This is a genomic window from Pseudomonas putida, assembly GCF_028682455.1.
Classification (GTDB): Bacteria; Pseudomonadota; Gammaproteobacteria; order Pseudomonadales; family Pseudomonadaceae; genus Aquipseudomonas; species Aquipseudomonas putida_AA.
Genome location: NZ_JANHLD010000004.1, coordinates 20,562 through 43,632, shown reverse-complemented (window position 1 = coordinate 43,632; position 23,071 = coordinate 20,562). Strand labels below are relative to the sequence as shown.

General features: G+C 61.1%; 21 protein-coding genes. 16 read left to right on the top strand and 5 right to left on the bottom strand.

What is annotated here, in order from left to right:
• Nucleotides 1-54 precede the first annotated feature (54 nt).
• Together dapD and NPS58_RS23285 are read right to left on the bottom strand one after the other, a co-directional pair.
• A complete protein-coding gene (gene dapD / locus NPS58_RS23290; RefSeq protein WP_274117628.1) occupies nucleotides 55-1,089 on the bottom strand; it encodes a 2,3,4,5-tetrahydropyridine-2,6-dicarboxylate N-succinyltransferase in 1,035 nt (344 codons plus the stop codon).
• 42 nt (nucleotides 1,090-1,131) lie between these two features.
• Nucleotides 1,132-1,494 carry an ArsC family reductase gene (locus NPS58_RS23285; RefSeq protein WP_274117627.1) on the bottom strand — a complete coding sequence of 121 codons (363 nt, stop codon included), beginning with the start codon at nucleotides 1,492-1,494 and terminating at the stop codon, nucleotides 1,132-1,134.
• A gap of 230 nt (nucleotides 1,495-1,724) precedes the next feature.
• Here NPS58_RS23285 and NPS58_RS23280 point away from each other — a divergent pair, with 230 nt between their 5' ends.
• Nucleotides 1,725-3,371 (top strand): Na+/H+ antiporter, encoded by a 1,647-nt coding sequence (locus NPS58_RS23280; protein WP_274117626.1) that lies wholly within the window; start codon nucleotides 1,725-1,727, stop codon nucleotides 3,369-3,371.
• 53 nt (nucleotides 3,372-3,424) lie between these two features.
• On the opposite strand, the gene dapC is transcribed toward NPS58_RS23280, so the two are convergent.
• Genes dapC through map form a run of 3 tightly spaced genes read right to left on the bottom strand, consistent with a single transcriptional unit; the run spans nucleotide 3,425 to nucleotide 8,144 of the window.
• Nucleotides 3,425-4,618 carry a succinyldiaminopimelate transaminase gene (gene dapC / locus NPS58_RS23275; RefSeq protein WP_274117625.1) on the bottom strand — a complete coding sequence of 398 codons (1,194 nt, stop codon included), beginning with the start codon at nucleotides 4,616-4,618 and terminating at the stop codon, nucleotides 3,425-3,427.
• Between the two features lie 22 nt (nucleotides 4,619-4,640).
• Entirely contained in the window at nucleotides 4,641-7,340 is a 2,700-nt protein-coding gene (locus NPS58_RS23270; protein WP_274117623.1) for a [protein-PII] uridylyltransferase, read from the bottom strand.
• Nucleotides 7,341-7,361: 21 nt separating this feature from the next.
• The gene (gene map, locus NPS58_RS23265) at nucleotides 7,362-8,144 is read right to left on the bottom strand and encodes a type I methionyl aminopeptidase (protein ID WP_274117622.1); all 783 of its coding nucleotides are present in this window, start codon (nucleotides 8,142-8,144) and stop codon (nucleotides 7,362-7,364) included.
• A 340-nt stretch (nucleotides 8,145-8,484) separates the two neighbouring features.
• On the opposite strand from map, the gene rpsB reads away from it, so the two are divergent.
• From rpsB to rnhB, 15 genes are all read left to right on the top strand, one after another.
• Nucleotides 8,485-9,219 carry a 30S ribosomal protein S2 gene (gene rpsB, locus NPS58_RS23260; RefSeq protein ID WP_010224850.1) on the top strand — a complete coding sequence of 245 codons (735 nt, stop codon included), beginning with the start codon at nucleotides 8,485-8,487 and terminating at the stop codon, nucleotides 9,217-9,219.
• A 189-nt stretch (nucleotides 9,220-9,408) separates the two neighbouring features.
• Nucleotides 9,409-10,272 (top strand): translation elongation factor Ts, encoded by an 864-nt coding sequence (tsf, locus tag NPS58_RS23255; protein WP_274117621.1) that lies wholly within the window; start codon nucleotides 9,409-9,411, stop codon nucleotides 10,270-10,272.
• A 181-nt stretch (nucleotides 10,273-10,453) separates the two neighbouring features.
• Nucleotides 10,454-11,197, top strand: coding sequence for a UMP kinase (pyrH, locus tag NPS58_RS23250; protein ID WP_008094912.1), 744 nt, complete (start codon nucleotides 10,454-10,456; stop codon nucleotides 11,195-11,197).
• Nucleotides 11,194-11,751 carry a ribosome recycling factor gene (gene frr, locus NPS58_RS23245; protein WP_274117620.1) on the top strand — a complete coding sequence of 186 codons (558 nt, stop codon included), beginning with the start codon at nucleotides 11,194-11,196 and terminating at the stop codon, nucleotides 11,749-11,751. Before pyrH ends, frr begins: the two co-directional genes overlap by 4 nt.
• A gap of 17 nt (nucleotides 11,752-11,768) precedes the next feature.
• A complete protein-coding gene (gene uppS, locus NPS58_RS23240; protein WP_028942990.1) occupies nucleotides 11,769-12,524 on the top strand; it encodes a polyprenyl diphosphate synthase in 756 nt (251 codons plus the stop codon).
• Nucleotides 12,524-13,339, top strand: a complete 816-nt coding sequence (locus NPS58_RS23235; protein WP_274117619.1) for a phosphatidate cytidylyltransferase — start codon at nucleotides 12,524-12,526, stop codon at nucleotides 13,337-13,339. The genes uppS and NPS58_RS23235 overlap by 1 nt, the downstream gene beginning before the upstream one ends.
• Nucleotides 13,336-14,526, top strand: a complete 1,191-nt coding sequence (gene ispC / locus NPS58_RS23230) for a 1-deoxy-D-xylulose-5-phosphate reductoisomerase (protein WP_274117618.1) — start codon at nucleotides 13,336-13,338, stop codon at nucleotides 14,524-14,526. The genes NPS58_RS23235 and ispC overlap by 4 nt, the downstream gene beginning before the upstream one ends.
• 54 nt (nucleotides 14,527-14,580) lie before the next feature.
• A complete protein-coding gene (gene rseP / locus NPS58_RS23225; RefSeq protein WP_274117617.1) occupies nucleotides 14,581-15,933 on the top strand; it encodes an RIP metalloprotease RseP in 1,353 nt (450 codons plus the stop codon).
• Between the two features lie 74 nt (nucleotides 15,934-16,007).
• The gene (gene bamA / locus NPS58_RS23220) at nucleotides 16,008-18,356 is read left to right on the top strand and encodes an outer membrane protein assembly factor BamA (RefSeq protein WP_274117616.1); all 2,349 of its coding nucleotides are present in this window, start codon (nucleotides 16,008-16,010) and stop codon (nucleotides 18,354-18,356) included.
• A 41-nt stretch (nucleotides 18,357-18,397) separates the two neighbouring features.
• A complete protein-coding gene (locus NPS58_RS23215) occupies nucleotides 18,398-18,901 on the top strand; it encodes an OmpH family outer membrane protein (protein ID WP_010224837.1) in 504 nt (167 codons plus the stop codon).
• Between the two features lie 2 nt (nucleotides 18,902-18,903).
• Nucleotides 18,904-19,959 (top strand): UDP-3-O-(3-hydroxymyristoyl)glucosamine N-acyltransferase, encoded by a 1,056-nt coding sequence (gene lpxD, locus NPS58_RS23210; protein WP_425313138.1) that lies wholly within the window; start codon nucleotides 18,904-18,906, stop codon nucleotides 19,957-19,959.
• A gap of 110 nt (nucleotides 19,960-20,069) precedes the next feature.
• A complete protein-coding gene (gene fabZ / locus NPS58_RS23205; RefSeq protein WP_028942996.1) occupies nucleotides 20,070-20,510 on the top strand; it encodes a 3-hydroxyacyl-ACP dehydratase FabZ in 441 nt (146 codons plus the stop codon).
• Nucleotides 20,507-21,283 carry an acyl-ACP--UDP-N-acetylglucosamine O-acyltransferase gene (gene lpxA / locus NPS58_RS23200; RefSeq protein ID WP_274117614.1) on the top strand — a complete coding sequence of 259 codons (777 nt, stop codon included), beginning with the start codon at nucleotides 20,507-20,509 and terminating at the stop codon, nucleotides 21,281-21,283. Before fabZ ends, lpxA begins: the two co-directional genes overlap by 4 nt.
• A 1-nt stretch (nucleotide 21,284) precedes the next feature.
• Nucleotides 21,285-22,412 (top strand): lipid-A-disaccharide synthase, encoded by a 1,128-nt coding sequence (lpxB, locus tag NPS58_RS23195; RefSeq protein ID WP_274117613.1) that lies wholly within the window; start codon nucleotides 21,285-21,287, stop codon nucleotides 22,410-22,412.
• Nucleotides 22,413-23,042 carry a ribonuclease HII gene (rnhB, locus tag NPS58_RS23190; RefSeq protein WP_274117612.1) on the top strand — a complete coding sequence of 210 codons (630 nt, stop codon included), beginning with the start codon at nucleotides 22,413-22,415 and terminating at the stop codon, nucleotides 23,040-23,042. It abuts the gene before it with no gap.
• The last annotated feature ends 29 nt before the right edge of the window (nucleotides 23,043-23,071 follow it).

The following is a 23,071-nucleotide window of genomic DNA, read 5'->3' as shown; positions in this document are numbered from 1 at the left end:
GATGATCGGACCTGAATATCGGGCCTGGCGTTAGGCCAGACCCGATGGTACCACTTAGTTGTGGGCGTGCAGCGCTTCGTTCAGCTCGATGGCCGACTTGTGCGTCTTGCACTCTACTGCGCCGGTCACCGAGTTGCGGCGGAATAGCAGGTCGGTCTGGCCTGCCAGGTCACGGGCCTTGACCACCTTGACCAGTTGGTTCTGCTCGTCGAGCAGGGCCACCTTGGTGCCGGCGGTGATGTACAGGCCGGCTTCGACGGTGTTGCGGTCGCCCAGCGGGATGCCGATACCGGCGTTGGCGCCGATCAGGCAGCCTTCACCGACCTTGATGATGATGTTGCCACCACCCGACAGGGTACCCATGGTCGAGCAGCCGCCGCCCAGGTCCGAACCCTTGCCGACGAACACGCCCGCCGAAACGCGGCCTTCGATCATGCCCGGGCCTTCGGTACCGGCGTTAAAGTTGACGAAGCCTTCGTGCATGATGGTGGTGCCTTCGCCGATGTAGGCACCCAGGCGTACGCGAGCGCTGTCGGCGATACGCACACCGGCCGGCACGACGTAGTCGGTCATTTTCGGGAACTTGTCGACCGAGAACACTTCCAGCAGTTCGCCCTTCAGGCGTGCTTCCAGTTGCTGCCCGGCAAGTTCGGCCAGGTCGACGGCGCCCTGGCTGGTCCAGGCCACGTTCGGCAGCAACGGGAAGATACCGGCCAGGCTCAGGCCGTGCGGCTTGACCAGGCGGTGCGAAAGCAGGTGCAGCTTGAGGTAGGCCTCGGGCGTGGAGCTCAGGGCGGCGTCTTCGGCCAGCAGGGTGGCGACCAGCGGCTTGTTGCTTTCGGCCAGGCGGGTCAGCAGGGCGGCCTGGGTTGCGTCGACACCCTTGAGGGCGTCGGCCAGCTGTGCGGCCTGGGCGTTGCTGAAAGCGATGGCCTGGTTGCCACCTTCATAACCCAGTACTGGCGCGACGGCTGCAACCAGTTCGGCGCTCGGGTTGACCAGTGGCTGTGCGTAGAAGACTTCCAGCCAGGCGCCTTGGCGGTTTTGAGTGCCGACACCGAAGGCCAGGCTGAACAGGGTAGTGGACATGCAGTTACCTCTTGCGAATTTGAATGAAAGCTTGGCGCCGCGTTATTGAAGGGCGGCTGCGTACAGGTCGGGCTTGAAGCCCACCAGGGTCCGCTCGCCGAGGTCGAGCACTGGGCGCTTGATCATCGACGGTTGGGCCAGCATCAGTTCGATGGCCTTGGCCTGGTCGAGGTCGGCCTTCTGGGCGTCGTCGAGCTTGCGGAAGGTAGTGCCGGCACGGTTGAGGACGGTTTCCCAGCCGTGCTCGTTGCACCAGCGGTTCAGGCTGTCACGGTCAATGCCTTGGGTCTTGTAGTCGTGAAAGTCGTAGCCCAGGCCTTTGTCTTCCAGCCAGGTGCGGGCTTTCTTCATGGTGTCACAGGCCTTGATTCCATAAAGGTGCAATGGCTTGTCGCGGTTGATCATGTCTTGCCCCTCCTGGGAAAAAATGGTGAAGGATTATGCCACGGACTACGTGTTTGGGTTGGCCTTGCCGAGGCTCTTTGTAGCATTGTGTTACAGGTTTCGGCAGTCTCTGCGACTTTTGTGCAGCGGTGCGCAAGCAGCCTGAACGGCTACTATGTCGTTTCAATGGCAAGCCCTGTCCGGGCCTTGTGCGCCATTGATCGCGCATGAATTGAACAGGAACACGCCGTATGCAATCAGCCTACACCGTTCTCATCCTGCTGATGCTGGTGAGTGTCTCCAAACTTGTGGGTCGGGTTATCCCCCTGCCGCTGCCTCTGGTGCAGATCGGTGCCGGTGCCTTGCTGGCGTGGCCGACCCTGGGGCTGCACGTGGCCCTGGACCCCGAGTTGTTCCTTTTTCTGTTTCTGCCGCCCTTGCTGTTCGCCGATGGCTGGCGCATGCCCAAGCGTGACCTGTGGCGGCTGCGGGGGCCGATCCTGACCCTGGCCGTGGGCCTGGTACTGTTCACCGTGGTGGGCGCCGGCTACTTCATTCACTGGATTCTGCCGAGTATCCCGCTGCCGGTGGCCTTTGCGCTGGCCGCGGTGCTGTCGCCAACCGACGCCGTGGCCGTGTCGGCCATCACCCAGGATCGCCTGCCGACCCCCTTGATGCACATGCTTCAAGGCGAAGCCCTGATGAACGATGCGACCGGCCTTGTGACCTTCAAGTTCGCGCTGGCGGCGGCGATTACCGGGGCGTTCTCGCTGGCCCAGGCCAGCGTCACCTTCGTGCTGGTGGCGGTGGGTGGCCTGGCCATCGGTGTTGCGCTCAGCTGGTTGGTAGGGCGCCTGCGAGCCTGGATGATCGCCCGCGGTTGGGACGATCCGGCCACCCACGTGGTGTTCATGTTGTTGCTGCCGTTTGCCGCCTATGTGTTGGCCGAACGGCTTGGCGCTTCCGGGATTCTCTCGGCGGTGGCGGCAGGGATGATGCAAAGCTGGCTCGACCTGCTGCCGCGCCAGACCAGCACCCGGCTGCTCAACCGCAGTGTCTGGTCGCTGCTCGAGTTCAGCTTCAACGGCTTGATCTTCCTGCTGCTGGGCCTGCAGTTGCCAGACATCATCAAGGCGGTCACCAGTCACGAAGCGTCATTGTGGCCAACCTTGCTGTGGCGTTGCCTGGATGTGGTGGCGATCTTTGCCGTGCTGGTGGTGCTGCGCTTTGTCTGGGTACAGGGCGTGTGGCGGCTGATCGGCATGATTCGTCGCTGGCGTGGCAAGAAGGACCTGGTGGAGGTGCCCAATGCACGCTCCTGCTGGTTGCTGACCCTTGGTGGAGTGCGCGGGGCGGTGACGCTGGCCGGTGTCATGTCGGTCCCGCTGCTGATCAGCGCCGGCACTGCATTCCCGGAGCGAGACCTGCTGATCTTCATCGCCGCGGGGGTCATTCTGCTTTCACTGGTGTCGGCCTGTGTCGCCTTGCCGGTTTTGCTGCGCGGGGTGCCGAAGAGTCCGGACGACACGTTGCGCCAGGAAGCCAAGGACGCCTGGCGGCGCACGGCAGAGGCGGCGATCCATGCCCTGGAGGCTGAGGAACTGGCCGAGCCGGGAGTCCCGCAGGATGCGGCACAGGCAGCGCTGGCGGCGGAACTCAAGGCGCGCTTGATGGCCGAGTACCGCCATCAACTGGACACCTTCAACGACAATGCCGAGGCCCAGGCCCTGGCCGAGCAGATGGACCAACTGGAGCGGCGCTTGCGGTTGCGTGCGCTGCGGGCGCAGCGGCTGGAGTTGTACAAACTGCACCGCCATCACCAGGTGGGGGATGACGTGGTGCGCGAGGTGCTGGGCGAGCTGGACTTGAGCGAGGCGAACCTGGGGGCGGTGAAATGAATCGCGGGGCAAGCCCGCTCCTGATGTAGGAGCGGGCTTGCCCCGCGATGGCTTTACTTCTGCAGGAAGGTGCGAATCCGCTCTGCCGCTTCCACACACTCCGCCAGCGACGCAACCAGTGCCATGCGCACACGCCCGGCGCCCGGATTGACGCCATTCACTTCGCGGGACAGGTAGGAGCCCGGCACCACGGTCACGTGCTGGGTCTGGTACAGGTCGCGACAGAACTCGGCATCGTCGCCGGGTACTTTGGCCCAGAGATAGAAACCGCCGTCCGGACGTTGCACATCCAGCACCGGCGCGAGGATTTCCAATACCGCATCGAATTTCTCGCGGTACAGGTCACGGTTGGCCAGTACATGCTCCTCATCGTTCCAGGCTGCGATGCTCGCCAGTTGCGTCTGGATCGGCATGGCACAGCCATGGTAGGTGCGGTACAGCAGGAACGGCTTGATGATCTCGGCGTCGCCAGCCACGAAGCCCGAGCGCAGGCCCGGCAGGTTGGAGCGCTTGGACAGGCTGTGGAACACCACGCAACGCTTGAAATCGCTGCGGCCCAGTTCCACGCAGGCGCTGAGCAGGCCCGGTGGCGGGGTTTGCTCATCGAAGTAAAGTTCGCTGTAGCACTCGTCGGCGGCAATCACGAAATCGTGTTCATCAGCCAGGGCGATCAGCTTTTTCAGGGTTTCCATCGGCACCAGGGCGCCGGTGGGGTTGCCAGGGGAGCACAGGAACAGGATCTGGCAGCGCTTCCAGGTATCGGCCGAGACGGCGTCGAAGTCCGGGTTGAAGCCGTTGCTGTCAAGGCACGGCAGGTAGTGCGGGGTAGCGCCGGCCAGCAGGGCTGCGCCTTCGTAGATCTGGTAGAACGGGTTGGGGCTGATCACCAGGCCGTCGGCATCACGGTTGACTACCGCCTGGGTGAAGGCGAACAGGGCTTCGCGGGTGCCATTGACCGGCAGCACGTGCTTGTCGGCATCCAGCCAGCCGCTGGGCACGTTGAAGCGACGCTCGCACCAGCGTGTGATGGCCTGGCGCAGGGCCGGCAGGCCGGCGGTGGTGGGATAGACGGCCATCTGCTGCAGGTTGTCGGCCAGGGCCTGGGCGACGAAGGCCGGTGATTCATGCTTGGGCTCACCGATCGACAGGGCAATGGCGCGTTTGTCGGCGTTCGGCTGGACGCTGCCGAGCAATGCACGCAGTTTCTCGAACGGGTAAGGCTGAAGCTGGAGCAAATCGGTGTTCATCGGCGCAAGGTCTCGTCAAACGTTAAATGGTCAGGCGGGAAATCGGTGCCACGGCGGCCTGGTCGACGCGCAATTGCTCGACGATGGCATCCTGCAGGCGGCTGCACAGCTGTGGGTCGGACAGCGGCTGGTTGTCGGCGTCGGTGATGAAGAACACGTCTTCGACCCGTTCGCCGAGGGTGGCAATCTTGGCATTTTGCAGCGACAGGTCGAACTCCAGGAAAATCTTGCCGATTCGCGCCAACAGGCCTGGGCGGTCGGGGGCGCTGAGTTCGAGGATGGTCACCGGCCGCTGGGCGTCGTTGTGGATGGTAACTTGCGGCGCGAAGGTGAAGTGCTTGAGCTGGCGCGGCACGCGACGCTTGATGATGGTCGGATAGTCGTCCGGGTTGCGCAGGGCGTCGGTCAGGCCGTCGCGAATCTCCTTGACCCGCTGCGGGTTGTCACCGATCGAGCCGCCATCGTTGTCGAGCACGATATAGGTGTCGAGGGTGAACTGGCTGCTGGAGGTGATGATGCGGGCGTCATGGATGTTCAGGTTGAGCTGGTCCATGGCCGCTACGGTCACGGCGAAGAAATCGTGCTGGTCGGGCGCGTAGATGAAGATCTGCGTGCCACCCTCGAATTCACGCTGGGTGGTTTCCTTGATCAGTACCAGCGGGCCGCCATCGGCCGGCTGCTGGAGGATCGCGTCGCTGTGCCAGGCCACGTCGGCGGCGGTATGGCGCAGGAAGTAGTCGTCGCCCAGCTGTGCCCAGAGTTGCTCGACGTCGTCCGGGTCGGTGCCTTCGCGGATCAGGATGTCCAGGGCCGCACTCTGGGTCTGGCGGATCTGCTCTTCGCGGTCCAGCGGGTTTTCCAGGCCGCGGCGCAAGGCGCGCTTGGTCTCGGTGTAGAGCTGGCGCAGCAGGCTGGCACGCCAGGAGTTCCACAGGCTTGGATTGGTAGCGTTGATGTCGGCCACGGTCAGCACATAGAGGTAGTCCAGGCGGGTTTCATCGCCTACCAGCTGTGCAAAATCGTGGATCACCTGCGGGTCGGAGAGGTCCTTGCGCTGGGCGGTGGTCGACATCACCAGGTGATGCTGCACCAGCCAGACGATCAGGCGGCTGTCCCACACCGGCAACTGGTGGCGCACGCAGAACGCCTGGGCGTCCACGGCGCCAAGCTCGGAGTGGTCGCCCTGGCGGCCCTTGCCGATGTCGTGGTAGAGCCCGGCCAGGTAGATCAGTTCAGGCTTGGGCAGCCGGCCCATGAGCTTGCTGGCCAGCGGGAATTTCTCGGACACCGGGGTGTACTGCAGTTTGCGCAGGTGCTTGATCAGGTTCAGGGTGTGCGCGTCGACCGTATAGATGTGGAACAGGTCGTGCTGCATCTGCCCGACGATCAGGCCGAACTCCGGCAGGTAGCGGCCCAGGATGCCGTAGCGGTTCATGCGTCGCAGGTTGCGGTGTATGCCGATTTCGCACTTGAACAGCTCGATGAACAGGCTGGTGTTGCGAATGTCGTTGCGAAACTCGTCGTCGATCAAGTGGCGGTGTTCGCGCAGCAGGCGAATGGTGTCGGCACGCACGCCCTTGATTTCCGGGTGCTGGGCCATCAGCACGAAGATTTCCAGCATGGCGAACGGCGTACGCTTGAACACGTTCGGCCTGACCGCCTCGATGTAGCCGTCATGCAGGCGGAAGCGGGCGTTGAGGGGCTGGGTGTTGCCGCTGTCGTCGTCGAGGATGACTTCTTCGAAGTGCTGGATGATCAGGTCGCTGAGCTCGGCGATGCTCATGACCACCCGGTAGTACTGCTGCATGAACTGCTCGATGGCCCGCTTGGGGTTCTCATCGGTAAAGCCCAGCAGGGCGGCGATGCTGCGCTGGTGGTCGAACAGCAGCCGGTCTTCGGCGCGTCCCGCCAGCATGTGCAGGGCGTAGCGGACCTTCCACAGGAACTCCTGGGAGGAGGCCAGCAGGGCGTTCTCGCTTTCCAGCAGGAAACCTTCGCCAGCCAGGGCGTGCAGGTTGAGGGTGCCGTACTGGCGGCGGGCGATCCAGAGCACCGTCTGGATATCGCGCAGGCCCCCGGGTGAGCCCTTTACGTTGGGCTCAAGGTTGTATTCGGTGTCGTTGTACTTGTGATGCCGGGCCTTCTGCTCCGCGCGCTTGGCCAGGAAGAACTCCTTGCTCGGCCACATGTGCGCGGTGCTGGTGACTTCGAGCATGCGCTGGCGCAAATGCTCGGGGCCGGCGATGGTGCGACTTTCCATGAGGTTGGTGACCACGGTCAGGTCGGCGCGCGCTTGCTCTGCACATTCGTCGACCGAACGTACGCTCTGGCCCACTTCCAGGCCGATGTCCCAGAGCAGGGTCAGGAAGCGTTCGATCGAGTCGCGAAACACCTCGTGATCGGCGCTGTCGAGCAGGATCAGCAGGTCGATGTCGGAGTGGGGGTGCAGCTCGCCACGCCCGTAACCACCGGTGGCAATCAGGGCGATATCGGCGTCTTCGCTCCAGGTGAACTGGTTCCAGGCCTGTTGCAGGATGTTGTCGACGAACCAGGCGCGGTCCTCGATCAGCCGGCGGATCTCGCGGTTGTCGCGAAAGCGCTTGTCGAGCACTTCACCCGCCTGGCGGATGGCTTTCTTGAAGGCAGCGATGGGGCTAGCCTTGAGGGCCAGTTCCGCCTGGAACTGGCCGCGATCGAACAGCTCGGGATCCACCTGGGGCATCGAGTCACTTTCCTGTTTGAATCAGGCCGACGTGCGGGGAATGGTGTCGTCTTTACGCAGGGTGAAGATCTCGTAGCCAGTGGCAGTCACTACCAGGGTATGTTCCCACTGCGCCGAAAGCTTGCGGTCCTTGGTGATGGCCGTCCAGCCGTCGCCCAGCACTTTGGTGTCGGCACGGCCCTGGTTGATCATCGGCTCGATGGTGAAGGTCATGCCTTCCTTGAGCTCCATGCCGGTGCCCGCACGGCCGTAGTGCAGAATCTGCGGCTCTTCGTGGAACACTTTGCCGATACCGTGGCCACAGAACTCGCGAACTACCGAAAAACCGTTCTTTTCCGCGTGCTTCTGGATCACTTCGCCGATATCGCCCAGGCGGCAGCCCGGCTTGACCAGCTCGATGGCCTTGTACATGCACTCCTGGGTGACCTGGGACAGGCGCTCGGCCCAGACAGGCACCGTGCCGACGTGGAACATGCGACTGGTGTCGCCGTGGTAGCCATCCTTGATGACGGTCACGTCGATGTTCAGCGTGTCACCGTCCTTGAGCGGCTTGTCGCCGGGGATGCCATGGCACACCACGTGATTGACCGAGGTGCAGATCGACTTGGGGAAACCCTTGTAGTTGAGCGGTGCCGGAATGGCTTTCTGGACATTGACGATGTAGTCGTGGCACAGGCGGTCGAGCTCCTCGGTGGTGACACCGGGCTTGACGTGCTCTTCGATCATCTCCAGGACTTCGGCGGCCAGGCGGCCGGCGATACGCATCTTTTCGATGTCTTCGGCGGTTTTGATGGTTACGGTCATTACAGGCTCTCTACGGCGCTGGGATGCGCGAATAATCTGAGGAAAGGCCGGATTCTACCAGAGCACTGCCCGCTCTGGCGGCCATGGCGCTGATACAGCCTTTATATAGAGCCATTCTGGCGCTATTGTGGCGCCGGTGCAAAAGGCGGTGACGGGCGATGTTATTTCGGGTTCCGTTTGCCCTGCTTCTGTGATATAAAATGCGCCGCTTTGCGGGGATAGCCCCGAAAGCTTGAACCCACACACGTGTCGACACGATGACCTGGGTGCCCCTGATCACTGATCCGGGGTTGGTCATTGGGATACGTGGAGGCCCAACCCGACTTATCAAGGAACTATCATGTCCCAAGTCAACATGCGCGATATGCTGAAGGCCGGTGTGCACTTCGGTCACCAAACCCGTTACTGGAATCCGAAAATGGGCAAGTACATTTTCGGCGCGCGCAACAAGATCCACATCATCAACCTTGAAAAAACCCTGCCAATGTTCAACGAAGCTCTGACTTTCGTAGAGCGTCTGGCCCAGGGCAAAAACAAGATTCTGTTCGTCGGCACCAAGCGTTCCGCTGGCAAGATCGTTGCTGAAGAAGCAGCACGTTGCGGTTCGCCGTACGTCGATCACCGCTGGTTGGGCGGCATGCTGACCAACTACAAGACCATCCGTGCTTCGATCAAGCGTCTGCGCGACCTGGAAACCCAGGCCGAAGATGGCACTTTCGCCAAGCTGACCAAGAAAGAAGCCCTGATGCGCTCCCGTGATCTGGAAAAACTGGATCGCAGCCTGGGCGGTATCAAGGACATGGGCGGCCTGCCTGATGCCCTGTTCGTGATCGACGTTGACCACGAGCGCATCGCTATCACCGAAGCCAACAAGCTGGGCATCCCGGTCATCGGCGTTGTCGATACCAACAGCAGCCCAGAAGGCGTTGACTACATCATCCCAGGTAACGATGACGCCATCCGCGCTATCCAGCTGTACATGGGTTCGATGGCTGACGCCGTTATCCGTGGCCGTAACAACGTTGCCGGCGGCACCGAAGTTTACGCGGAAGAAGCAGCACCAGCTGCTGAGTAATTGACGCCTGGCGTCTACTCGGCACGCAAAAAGGGGGCTAGGCCCCCTTTTTGCCACCTTGAAATCCTCTTGTCAGCATCGCCGTTGCAACCTTGTCAGGGCATGAGTGCTGGTGAGTGGATTTACAGAATTGAACGCCCGTCAAGTATCGGGTGGAATGGTTGAAAACCTATCCAAGAGGAATTTGAAATGGCAGCAATTACTGCAGCGCTGGTCAAAGAACTGCGTGAGCGTACTGGCGAAGGCATGATGGATTGCAAAAAGGCCCTGGAAAAGGCCGGCGGCGACATCGAAAAAGCCATTGACGACATGCGTGCTTCGGGCGCCATCAAGGCCGCTAAAAAGGCTGGCAACGTTGCCGCTGAAGGCGCTATCGCCATCAAGGCCGACGACACCAGCGCCGTCCTGCTGGAAGTCAACTCGCAGACCGACTTCCTGGCTCTGCAAGATGACTTCAAAAACTTCGTTGCTGAAAGCGTTGAACAAGCTTTCGCCGAGAAGCTGACCGACGCTGCTCCGCTGATCGCTGCTCGCGAATCGGCTCGTGAAGCACTGGTTGCCAAAGTGGGCGAGAACGTCAACATCCGCCGTCTGGTGCGTGTTGAAGGTGACGTCGTTGGTACCTACCTGCACGGCAACAAGATCGGTGTTGCTGTTGTCCTGAAGGGCGGCGACGTCCAGCTGGCCAAAGAAATCGCCATGCACGTAGCGGCAAGCAACCCTGAGTTCCTGCTGCCATCGGAAGTCTCGGCTGAGGCGATCGAGCGTGAGAAGAACGTCTTCCTGACCCTGAACGAAGAGAAGATCAAGGGCAAGCCTGAGAACATCGTCGAGAACATGGTCAAGGGCCGTATCTCGAAGTTCCTGGCTGAAGCCAGCCTGGTCGAGCAAGCGTTCGTCATGAACCCGGAAATCAAGGTCGGTGAACTGGCCAAGAAGGCCGGCGCTGAAATCGTTTCCTTCACCTACTTCAAAGTAGGCGAAGGCATCGAGAAGCCAGTCGACAACTTCGCTGAAGAAGTTGCTGCTCAACTGGCTGCTGCCAAGCAGTAAGACAGAGTCAAATCTGTCGCCCCGAAGAGGCTGCCCGCTCACGCGCGCAGCCTCTTTGTCAAAGCGGGAGGGGTTTACGAGACCGCCTTTCGCTGGCGCAGTCGCTGCGCCACGCTTAGAGTTACGCGCAGGCTGAAAACAGCCCGCAGGATTTTTACAAACGCCGCAGGAGAGATTCGCAATGGCTCAGCAGGGCAGTGGTTATCAAGCTCGCTATAAACGCATTCTACTCAAACTGAGCGGCGAGGCCCTGATGGGCTCGGAAGAGTTCGGGATCGACCCAAAGGTCCTGGATCGCATGGCACTGGAAGTCGGCCAACTGGTTGGTATCGGTGTTCAAGTGGGCCTGGTGATCGGTGGTGGTAACCTGTTCCGTGGTGCGGCGCTCAGTGCAGCCGGCATGGACCGCGTCACTGGCGACCACATGGGCATGCTGGCTACCGTCATGAACGGTCTTGCCATGCGTGATGCGCTGGAACGCGCCAACATCACCGCTATTGTCATGTCGGCAATCTCCATGGTTGGTGTGACCGATCACTACGATCGTCGCAAAGCCATGCGCCACCTGAACGCCAAAGAAGTTGTAATCTTCGCTGCCGGTACCGGCAACCCGTTCTTCACCACCGACTCCGCCGCTTGCCTGCGCGCCATCGAAATCGATGCCGACGTGGTATTGAAGGCAACCAAGGTCGATGGTGTATACACTGCAGATCCATTCAAAGACCCGCATGCCGAGAAGTTCGATCATCTGACCTACGATGAAGTGCTGGATCGCAAGCTGGGCGTAATGGACCTGACGGCAATCTGTCTGTGCCGCGACCACAAGATGCCGCTGCGCGTCTTCAACATGAACAAGCCCGGCGCCCTGCTGAACATCGTGCATGGTGGCGCTGAAGGAACTCTGATCGAGGAAGTTCAAAAATGATCAACGAAATCAAGAAAGACGCCCAGGAACGCATGGGCAAGAGCCTGGATTCGCTGGCGCACGCTTTCAGCCGTATCCGTACCGGCGCTGCCAACCCGCAGATCCTGGCGGGCGTCCAGGTGCCTTACTACGGCACAGACACCCCGATCAACCAGGTAGCCAACGTCACCGTCAAGGATGCCCGTACCCTGCAAGTGGTTGCGTTCGAGCGCAACATGCTGGCAGCCGTCGAGAAGGCCATTCTGAACTCCGGCCTGGGTTTCAACCCGACCAACCTGGGTGAGCTGCTGCTGATCTCGATGCCGGCGCTGACCGAAGAAACCCGCAAGGGCTTCACCAAGCAGGCGCGTGACGCCGCTGAAGACGCCCGTGTTGCCGTACGCAACATTCGTCGTGATGCACTGAGCCAACTCAAAGACCTGGTCAAAGAGAAAGAAATCAGTGAAGACGAAGAGCGTCGTGCCGCTGACGATGTCCAGAAGCTGACCGACAAGTTCGTGGCTGACATCGAAGTTGCTGTGAAGGCAAAAGAAAAGGACCTGATGGCCGTTTAAGGGTCGGGACTTTTTTGATGGAAAAGACCAAGCAGGGTGTGTCCCCATCGGTGCCGCGCCATGTCGCGATCATCATGGATGGGAATAATCGCTGGGCGAAAAAACGTCTGTTGCCCGGTGTCGCCGGGCATAAGGCAGGCGTGGATGCGGTGCGCGCGGTCATCGAGGTGTGCGCCGAGGCCAAGGTCGAGGTGCTGACCCTGTTCGCCTTCTCCAGCGAAAACTGGCAACGGCCGGCCGACGAGGTCGGTGCGTTGATGGAGCTGTTCTTCTCGGCCTTGCGCCGGGAAGCCAAGCGCCTCAACGACAACAACATCTGCCTGCGCATCATCGGTGATCGCTCACGCTTTCACCCTGAGCTGCAGGCTGCCATGCGTGAGGCCGAAGCGCTGACCGCAGGCAACAATCGTTTTATCCTGCAAATTGCCGCCAACTATGGCGGCCAATGGGATATTGCCCAGGCCGCCCAGCGCCTGGCTCGCGAGGTCCAGGCCGGTCATCTGCGCCCGGACGATATCACCCCCGAACTGTTGCAAACCTGCCTGGCTACCGGCGACCTGCCGTTGCCCGACTTGTGCATCCGTACCGGTGGCGAGCATCGCATCAGCAACTTCCTGTTGTGGCAGCTGGCCTATGCCGAGCTGTACTTCTCCGACCTGTTCTGGCCGGACTTCAAACACGAGGCCATGCGCAAAGCGCTGGCCGATTACGCTTCGCGCCAGCGCCGCTTCGGTAAAACCAGCGAGCAGGTCGAGGCTGGAGCCCGTGCTTAATGCTTAAACAACGCATCATCACTGCGCTGATCCTGCTACCGATCGCCCTGGGAGGTTTCTTCCTGCTCGATGGTGGCGATTTCGCCCTGTTTATCGGGCTGGTGGTCAGTCTCGGTGCCTGGGAATGGGGGCGTCTCGCGGGTCTGGTTGCCCAGCCGCTGCGAATCGCCTATGCCGTTGTGGTGGCGGGGCTGCTGATGCTGCTCTACCTGATGCCGGACCTCGCACCCTGGGTGCTGGGGGCCTCGGTGTTGTGGTGGGCGGGAGCTACCTGGCTGGTGCTGACGTACCCGCGCAGCAGTGAGCTGTGGTCCAGCGTGGCCTGTCGCCTGCTGATCGGCCTGCTGATCCTCCTGCCGGCCTGGCAGGGCTTGGTGCTGCTCAAGCACTGGCCGCTGGGTAACTGGTTGATCATGGCCGTCATGGTGCTGGTCTGGGGGGCCGATATCGGTGCCTACTTCTCTGGTCGGGCCTTTGGCAAGCGCAAGCTGGCGCCGCAGGTCAGCCCGGGGAAAAGCTGGGAAGGGGTGTATGGCGGCCTGGCACTGAGCCTGGTGATCACCGCTGTCGTGGGTGTGAGCCGTGACTGGAGTTTCGGTGAGCTGGTGCTTGGCTTGCTGGGTGCTGCCGTCGTGGTGTTGGTGTCGGTGGTCGGTGATCTGACCGAAAGCATGTTCAAGCGCCGCTCCGGGATCAAGGACAGCAGCAACCTGCTGCCTGGCCACGGTGGCGTACTGGACCGTATCGACAGCCTGACCGCTGCCATTCCGCTGTTTGCCGTGCTGCTGTGGGCAGCCAACTGGGGCGTGATGTGAGCAAGGTGCAACGTATTACCGTGCTGGGGGCTACCGGCTCCATCGGCATGAGCACCCTGGATGTCATCGCCCGTCATCCCGAGCGTTACCAGGTGTTCGCGCTGAGTGGTTACTCACGGCTTGAGGAGCTGCTTGCGCTGTGCCTGCGTCATGCGCCGATCTTTGCCGTGGTGCCTTCCACCGAGGGGGCGCAGCAGTTGCGCGAAGGCCTGGCGGCGGCCGGATCGGCCACCGAAGTGCTCGAGGGCGAGGCCGGGTTGTGCCAGGTCGCGTCGGCGCCGGAGGTCGATGCGGTGATGGCGGCCATTGTGGGTGCGGCAGGCTTGCGCCCGACCTTGGCAGCGGTTGAGGCGGGCAAGAAGGTCCTGCTGGCCAACAAGGAAGCCTTGGTGATGTCCGGTGCACTGTTCATGCAGGCCGTGCAGCGCAGTGGCGCCGTACTCCTGCCCATCGACAGCGAGCACAATGCGATTTTCCAATGTTTGCCGGGCGACTATGCTCGCGGCTTGTCCCAGGTCGGTGTGCGGCGAATCCTGCTGACCGCTTCGGGTGGTCCGTTTCGCGAAACGGCCTTGTCGGCGCTGGCCGAAGTCAGTCCGGAGCAGGCCTGCGCTCACCCAAACTGGTCGATGGGGCGCAAGATTTCGGTCGATTCGGCAAGCATGATGAACAAGGGCCTCGAGCTGATCGAGGCTTGCTGGTTGTTCGATGCGAAGCCGAGCCAGGTGGAAGTGGTGGTGCATCCGCAGAGTGTCATTCACTCGCTGGTCGATTATGTCGACGGTTCGGTGCTGGCCCAATTGGGCAACCCGGACATGCGCACGCCGATTGCCAACGCGTTGGCCTGGCCGCAGCGGATCGACTCCGGTGTCGCACCACTGGACCTGTTCGCCATCGCGCGCCTGGATTTCCAGGCCCCTGACGAGCAGCGTTTCCCGTGCTTGCGCCTGGCGCGCCAGGCCGCCGAGGCAGGCAACAGCGCGCCGGCAATGCTCAATGCTGCCAACGAAGTGGCAGTGGAGGCATTTCTCCAGCGACGCATCCGCTTTCCGGAGATCGCGAGTATGATCGAACAAGTGCTTGATCAGGAGCCGGTCGTGGCGGTGCAGACGCTCGACGCGGTGTTTGCCGCCGACCAGCGTGCGCGGCAACTGGCCGGGCAATGGTTGAGTCATCACGGGCGCTGAGGCCAGGCGCACTGCGTCAGGCCCGGCTGCGCTGAACGTCATTCGGAGAAAGACATGAGTGCGCTCTACATGATTATCGGCACCCTGGTGGCATTGGGTGTGCTGGTCACCTTTCACGAATTCGGTCACTTCTGGGTGGCCCGGCGCTGTGGTGTCAAGGTCCTGCGTTTTTCCGTCGGTTTCGGCATGCCGCTGCTGCGCTGGCACGACCGTCATGGCACCGAGTTCGTGGTGGCAGCCATCCCGTTGGGTGGCTACGTCAAGATGCTCGATGAGCGTGAAGGTGAGGTGCCTGCGGAGCAGGCAGACCAATCCTTCAATCGCAAGTCGGTACGCCAGCGCATAGCGATCGTGGCGGCTGGGCCGATCGCCAACTTTCTACTCGCCATCGTGTTCTTCTGGGTGCTGGCAATGCTTGGCACCCAGCAGGAGCGCCCTGTCATCGGTGGGGTAGAGGCGGGCAGCGTGGCCGAAGTGGCGGGCCTCAAGGCTGGCCAGGAAATCGTTTCCATCGATGGCAAGCCGACCAGTGGCTGGGCTGCGGTCAATCTGCAACTGATTCGTCGCCTGGGTGAGAGCGGCCAGTTGCACATTAATGTGCGCGAAGAGGGTGCGACGGTCGACAGCTCCCATGTGCTGACCCTCGACAACTGGCTCAAGGGGGCCGACGAGCCCGATCCGATCCGCTCGCTGGGGCTGCGGCTGTGGCGCCCGGCGTTGCCGCCGGTGCTGGCCGAGCTCGACCCTAAAGGCCCGGCAAAGGCCGCGGGCCTGCAAACCGGCGATCGCTTGCTGAGCCTGGACGGCAAGGCCTTGAGCGACTGGCAGCAGGTGGTCGATACCGTGCGCGGGCGTGCCGGCAGCAAGGTCGTGCTGCAGGTCGAGCGTGACGGCGCCACCCTGGATATACCGGTCACCCTGGCCACCCGTGGCGAAGGTAAATCGGCCAGTGGTTACCTGGGGGCAGGTGTGAAACCGGTGAAGTGGCCAGATGCCATGCTTCGCGAGGTCAGCTATGGGCCCCTGGAGGCCATTGGCGAAGGGGTTTCTCGGACCTGGAACATGAGCGTCCTGACCCTCGAATCCTTGAAGAAAATGCTGTTCGGCGAGCTCTCGGTAAAAAACTTGAGCGGACCGATAACCATTGCTAAAGTGGCGGGCGCTTCGGCCCAGTCGGGTGTTGGAGATTTCCTGAATTTCCTCGCCTACCTGAGCATTAGCCTGGGGGTTCTTAATTTGCTGCCCATTCCTGTACTGGATGGGGGGCATTTGCTGTTCTACCTGATCGAGTGGGCGCGTGGTCGTCCGCTTTCGGATCGGGTGCAGGGTTGGGGGATCCAGATCGGTATCAGTTTGGTAGTCGGGGTGATGTTGCTTGCCCTGATAAACGATTTGGGTCGACTGTAAAGCTTCGCTCAATTGCGAACCTGCCGCGTCCCGCGGCGGGTCGTTTATTGCCAGTTGGAATAAGAAAGGACTTCATGAAACGTCTGCTGCTAACTGCGGTTCTCGCCGTACTGATGATCGCTGAAGTTCACGCCGAGTCCTTCACCATCTCCGATATTCGTGTCAATGGTCTGCAGCGGGTTTCCGCGGGCAGCGTTTTTGGCGCTTTGCCATTGAACGTCGGGGATGAGGCCGATGATCGTCGCCTGGTGGATTCCACCCGGGCGCTGTTCAAGACCGGTTTCTTCCAGGATATCCAACTGGGCCGTGACGGTAACGTCCTGATCATTACCGTGGTCGAGCGTCCTTCGGTGTCCAGCATCGAGATCGAAGGCAACAAGGCCATCAGCACCGAAGACCTGATGAAAGGTCTGAAGCAGTCTGGTCTGTCCGAAGGCGAAATCTTCCAGCGTGCCACTCTCGAAGGCGTGCGTAACGAACTTCAGCGCCAGTACGTTGCCCAGGGTCGCTACTCGGCCGAGGTCGAAACCGAAGTGGTGCCGCAGCCGCGCAACCGCGTTGGCCTGAAGATCAAGATCAACGAAGGCACGGTCGCTGCCATCCAGCACATCAACGTGGTCGGCAACACCGTCTTCCCCGACGAAGACCTGATCGGCCTGTTCGAGCTCAAGACCACCAACTGGCTGTCGTTCTTCAAGAACGATGACAAGTACGCCCGTGAAAAACTCTCCGGTGACCTTGAACGCCTGCGTTCCTACTACCTGGACCGTGGCTACATCAACATGGACATCGCCTCTACCCAGGTATCCATTACCCCTGACAAGAAGCACGTCTACATCACTGTCAACGTCAACGAAGGCGAGAAGTACACCGTTCGTGACGTCAAGCTCTCCGGTGACCTCAAGGTGCCGGAAGACCAGGTCAAGTCGCTGATGCTGGTGCAGCCAGGCCAAGTGTTCTCGCGCAAGGTGATGACCACCACTTCCGAGCTGATCACCCGTCGACTGGGCAACGAGGGCTACACCTTCGCCAACGTCAATGGCGTGCCTCAGCCAAACGACCAGGATCACACTGTCGTTATCACCTTCGTGGTGGATCCGGGCAAGCGTGCCTACGTCAACCGTATCAACTTCCGTGGCAACACCAAGTCCGAAGACGAAGTGCTGCGCCGCGAAATGCGCCAGATGGAAGGTGGCTGGGCATCGACCTACCTGATCGACCAGTCCAAGACCCGCCTGGAGCGCCTGGGCTTCTTCAAGGAAGTCAACGTCGAGACCCCGGCTGTTCCGGGTACCGACGACCAGGTCGACGTCAACTACAGCGTCGAGGAGCAAGCCTCCGGTTCGATCACTGCCAGTGTTGGTTTCGCCCAGAGTGCGGGCCTGATCCTGGGTGGCTCGATCAGCCAGACCAACTTCCTCGGTACTGGTAACAAGGTGTCCATCGGCCTGACGCGAAGCGAATACCAGAGCCGCTACAACTTCGGCTTCGTCGACCCCTACTGGACTGCCGATGGTGTCAGCCTGGGCTACAACGCCTTCTATCGCACCACCGACTACGATGACCTCGATGTCGACGTAGCCAGCTATGCGGTAGACAGCCTCGGAGCGGGTGTCAGCGTCGGCTACCCGATCAGTGAAACTTCGCGCCTGACCTTCGGTCTGACCGTGCAGCAGGACGAAATCAAGACCGGTAAGTACACCGTCGACGAGATCTTCGATTTCGTCAACGAAGAGGGCGACAAGTACCTGAACTTCAAGGCCTCGGCCGGCTGGTCCGAGTCGACCCTGAACAAAGGTGTACTGGCGACCCGTGGCCACTCCCAGAGTCTGGTGCTCGAAGCGACCACGCCAGGCAGCGACCTGTCGTTCTTCAAGCTCGACTACCGTGGCCAGCTGTTCAAGCCGATCACCAACGACTACACCCTGCGCCTGCACACTGAACTGGGCTATGGTGATGGTTTCGGTGGCACTTCGGGCCTGCCGTTCTACGAGAATTACTACGCCGGTGGTTTCAACTCGGTTCGTGGTTTCAAGGACAGCAGCCTGGGTCCACGCAGTACCCCGAGTGATGGTCACAACCCGGGTACCATTGCCGACCCGGACCAGGATCCGCTGCCGTTCGGTGGTAACGTCCTCGTCCAGGGTGGTGTAGAACTGCTGTTCCCGCTGCCATTCGTCAAGGACCAGCGTTCGCTGCGTACCTCGGTCTTCTGGGATGTGGGTAACGTGTTCGATACCAACTGCGGTTCCAAGCCCGATTGCGAGGATGTCGGCCTGTCGGGGCTGGCCAGCTCCGTCGGTCTGGGCGTCACCTGGATCACTGCGCTGGGCCCGTTGAGTTTCAGCCTGGCCATGCCGGTCAAGAAGCCGGACGAAGCCGATACCCAGGTGTTCCAATTCTCTCTGGGCCAGACCTTCTAAGGTCTGCCCCTTGCTAACAACGGATTCTGTAGGAGTGCATCGTGCGTAAGTTGACCCAACTGGCAGTACTGGCTGCGGCCCTGGTCGCAACCCCGGCTTTCGCCGAAATGAAAATTGCCGTGCTGAACTATCAGATGGCCCTGCTTGAATCGGACGCGGCCAAGAAGTACGCCGTCGATGCCGAGAAGAAGTTCGGCCCGCAGCTGACCAAGCTGAAGAACCTGGAAAGCAGCGCCAAGGGCATCGCCGACCGCATTCGTGCCGGCGGTGACAAAATGGCCCAGCCAGAGCGTGAGCGTCTGGAGCTTGAATACAAGCAGAAAGCCCGTGACTTCCAGTTCCAGTCCAAGGAACTGAACGAGTCCAAGGCCGTGGCTGACCGCGAAATGCTCAAGCAGCTGAAGCCGAAACTCGATGGCGCTGTTGAAGAAGTCATCAAGAAGGGCGGTTTTGATCTGGTTCTCGAGCGTGGCGCGGTCATCGATGTCAAACCTCAGTACGACATCACCCGCCAGGTCATCGAGCGCATGAATCAGTCCCGTTGAGTATGACCGTGACTATGAAGCTCGGTCAGTTGGCCGAGTTCCTCGGGGCTACCTTGAGCGGCCCTGCGGAGCTGGAGATCACTGGCCTGGCAACCCTTCAGGAAGCCGGGCCGGGTCAGTTGAGCTTTCTTGCCAACCCGCAGTACCGCAAGTACCTCGGGGATAGCCATGCAGCGGCAGTATTGCTCAAGGCTGCCGATGCCGAAGGCTTCGCCGGTCATGCACTGATTGTTGCCGATCCGTACCTTGCCTACGCACGCATCTCCCACCTGTTCGATCCGAAGCCCAGGGCTGTAGCGGGAATTCATCCCAGCGCCGTGGTCGCCAGTGATGCCCAGGTGGATGCCAGTGCCAGCGTGGGGGCTTTTGCGGTGATCGAGAGCGGTGCCCGGATCGGACCAGGTGTATCCATTGGTGCCCAGTGCTTCATTGGAGCGCGCTGCGTGATCGGCGAGGGCGGCTGGTTGGCGCCTCGGGTAACCCTGTATCACGATGTGCGCATCGGCAAGCGCGTGGTGATCCAGTCGGGCGCAGTGATCGGCGGTGAAGGCTTCGGTTTTGCCAACGAGAAAGGTGTCTGGCAAAAGATTGCCCAGATCGGTGGCGTGAGCATCGGTGACGATGTCGAGATCGGCGTGAATACCGCGGTAGATCGTGGTGCCCTGGCTGACACCCGGATCGGTGACGGGGTCAAGCTCGACAACCAGATCCAGATCGCCCATAACGTTCAGATCGGCGATCACACGGCCATGGCCGCGTGCGTCGGAATTTCCGGCAGTACCAAGATCGGCAAGCATTGCACCATCGCCGGCGGTGTTGGCATGGTGGGGCATATCGATGTCTGTGATGGCGTTTTCGTATCTGGCATGACCATGGTCACGCGTTCGATTACCGAGCCCGGGGCCTATTCTTCCGGTACGGCAATGCAGACACTGGGCGAGTGGCGTAAAAGCGCTGCCCGGATTCGTCAGCTCGACGAGATGGCCAAACGGCTCCAACAGCTGGAAAAGCGTGTCGAGGCCGTGACCTCAGGCAGCCAGCCTTCATCAGAAGGCTGATACTATTTCCTGATCGAGAGTGAATAGCCGCAGGCTGACTCTTTGATTTGCAAAAGGAGCGCCTGGCGAATACGGGCGCTCCCTATCTTTACTACAGGCTTCCCCCCGAAATGATGGACATCAACGAGATTCGCGAATACCTGCCTCACCGTTACCCGTTCCTGTTGGTGGACCGGGTCGCGGAGTTGGACGTCGAGGCCAAGCGCATTCGTGCCTACAAGAATGTCAGCATCAACGAACCCTTCTTTAATGGTCACTTCCCCGCGCATCCGATTATGCCGGGCGTACTGATCATCGAAGCCATGGCTCAGGCAGCCGGTATCCTTGGCTTCAAGATGCTCGATGTGAAACCGGCCGATGGCACCCTCTACTACTTTGTTGGCTCCGACAAGCTACGCTTTCGTCAGCCGGTACTGCCGGGTGACCAACTGATCCTCGAAGCCAAGTTCATCAGCTGCAAGCGCCAGATCTGGAAGTTCGAGTGCCAGGCGTCGGTCGACGGCAAGCCGGTTTGCTCGGCTGAGATCATCTGCGCGGAACGTAAACTATGAGTTTGATTGACCCTCGGGCAATCATCGATCCTTCGGCGAAGATCGCCGACGGCGTCGAGGTCGGCCCTTGGTCTATCATCGGTGCCGGGGTTGAGATCGGCGAGGGGACCGTCATCGGTCCACACGTGATTCTCAAAGGCCCGACCCGTATTGGTAAGCACAATCGCATCTACCAATTTTCCTCGGTAGGTGAAGATACCCCTGATCTCAAGTACAAGGGCGAAGCCACGCGCCTGGTGATTGGTGATCACAATGTGATTCGTGAAGGCGTGACCATCCACCGCGGTACCGTGCAGGACCGCTCGGAAACCACCCTGGGCGATCACAACCTGATCATGGCCTATGCGCACATCGGTCACGACAGTGTCATCGGCAACCATTGCATCCTGGTCAACAACACGGCGCTGGCGGGTCATGTACACGTCGACGACTGGGCGATCCTGTCAGGTTTCACCCTGGTGCATCAGTTCTGCCACATCGGGGCCCACAGCTTTTCCGGCATGGGGACGGCGATCGGCAAGGATGTTCCGGCCTATGTCACCGTATTCGGCAACCCAGCCGAAGCCCGTAGCATGAACTTCGAAGGCATGCGTCGCCGCGGTTTCAGCGAAGACGCCATCCATGCCCTGCGTCGCGCCTACAAGGTGGTGTACCGCCAGGGCCTGACGGTCGAGCAAGCGATGGCCGAATTGGCCGAGCCTGCGACCCAATTCCCCGAAGTCGACGTGTTCCTCAAGTCGATTCAGAATTCCACCCGCGGCATCACCCGCTGACATGGCTGAGCTCTGTGTAGCGCTGGTAGCGGGTGAGGCCAGCGGTGATATTCTTGGCGCCGGATTGATGCGGGCACTCAAGGCGCGCCATCCCCAGGTGCGCTTCATTGGTGTCGGTGGCCCGTTGATGCAGGCTGAAGGCCTGGTGTCGTACTTTCCCATGGAGCGCCTGGCGGTCATGGGACTGGTTGAAGTGCTCGGGCGCCTGCGCGAGCTGCTCAAGCGACGCAAGGCGCTGATCCAGACCCTGATCGAAGAGCGTCCGGATGTGTTCATCGGCATCGACGCCCCGGATTTTACCCTCAATATCGAACTGAACCTGCGCAAGGCCGGGATCAAAACCGTGCACTACGTCAGCCCTTCGGTATGGGCATGGCGGCAAAAGCGCGTGCTGAAGATCCGCGAAGGCTGCGACCTGATGCTGACCCTGTTCCCCTTCGAAGCCAAGTTCTACGAAGAGAAGGGCGTGCCAGTACGCTTTGTCGGCCATCCCTTGGCCGACAGCATTCCGCTCCAGGCCGACCGTGCCGAAGCCCGCGAGCAGCTGGGATTGGGCGATGGCCCCCTGGTGGCCTTGATGCCCGGCAGCCGAGGGGGGGAAGTCGGTCGCCTGGGTGCTTTGTTCCTCGATACCGCACAACGCTTGCGCACCCTGGTGCCAGGCGTTCGCTTCGTTACGCCCTGCGCAAATGCCGAACGCCGTGCACAGCTTGAACAGATGCTGGCCGGCCGCGATCTGCCGTTGACCTTGCTCGACGGCCGTTCCCACCAGGCCCTGGCAGCCTGTGACGCAGTGTTGATCGCCTCCGGTACGGCCACCCTGGAAGCCTTGCTGTTCAAGCGCCCCATGGTCGTTGCCTATCGCTTGGCACCGTTGACCTACTGGATTCTCAAACGACTGGTCAAAAGCCCCTACGTTTCCCTGCCTAACCTGCTGGCCCAGCGCATGCTGGTGCCCGAGTTGCTGCAGGAAGATGCCACTGCCGAGGCCCTGGCCCAGACCCTGGCGCCGCTGGTAGCAGGTGGGGCACAGCAGACCGAAGGCTTTGACCAGATTCACCGTACCCTGCGCCGCGATGCCTCCAATCAGGCAGCTGACGCGGTGCTCGCTTTGCTGGAAGCCCGATAGATGCAAATGGGACTGGACTTCACCCTGGTCGAAGACCTGGTGGCCGGGGTTGACGAAGTCGGCCGTGGCCCGTTGTGCGGCGCGGTGGTAACCGCTGCCGTGATCCTCGATCCACAGCGACCGATTCTTGGTCTGAATGATTCGAAGAAGCTCACAGAGGCCCGTCGCGAGAAGCTATTCGACGAAATCTGTGAAAAAGCCCTGAGCTTTTGCATTGCACGCGCCGAAGTCGAAGAAATCGACGAACTGAACATCCTGCATGCCACCATGCTGGCCATGCAGCGTGCAGTCGAAGGTTTGAGCATCACCCCGAAGCTGGCACTGATCGACGGCAACCGTTGCCCGAAGCTATCGGTTCCCGCTGAGCCAGTGATCAAGGGCGATAGCCAGGTGCCGGCGATTGCCGCAGCGTCAATCCTGGCCAAGGTCACCCGCGACCGGGAGATGGCTGCGTTTGAGCTGATCTACCCGGGCTATGGCATCGGCGGGCACAAGGGCTACCCCACCCCGGTGCACCTGGAAGCCCTGGCGCGTCTGGGACCGACGCCGATTCACCGACGCTCCTTCGCACCCGTGCGTGCTGCCTACGAGGCCCGCGAGGCCCTGGGTAGCGAGTTCGCCGAGGCCTGACGGCTTCGGACAGGTATCAGCCGCCAGGA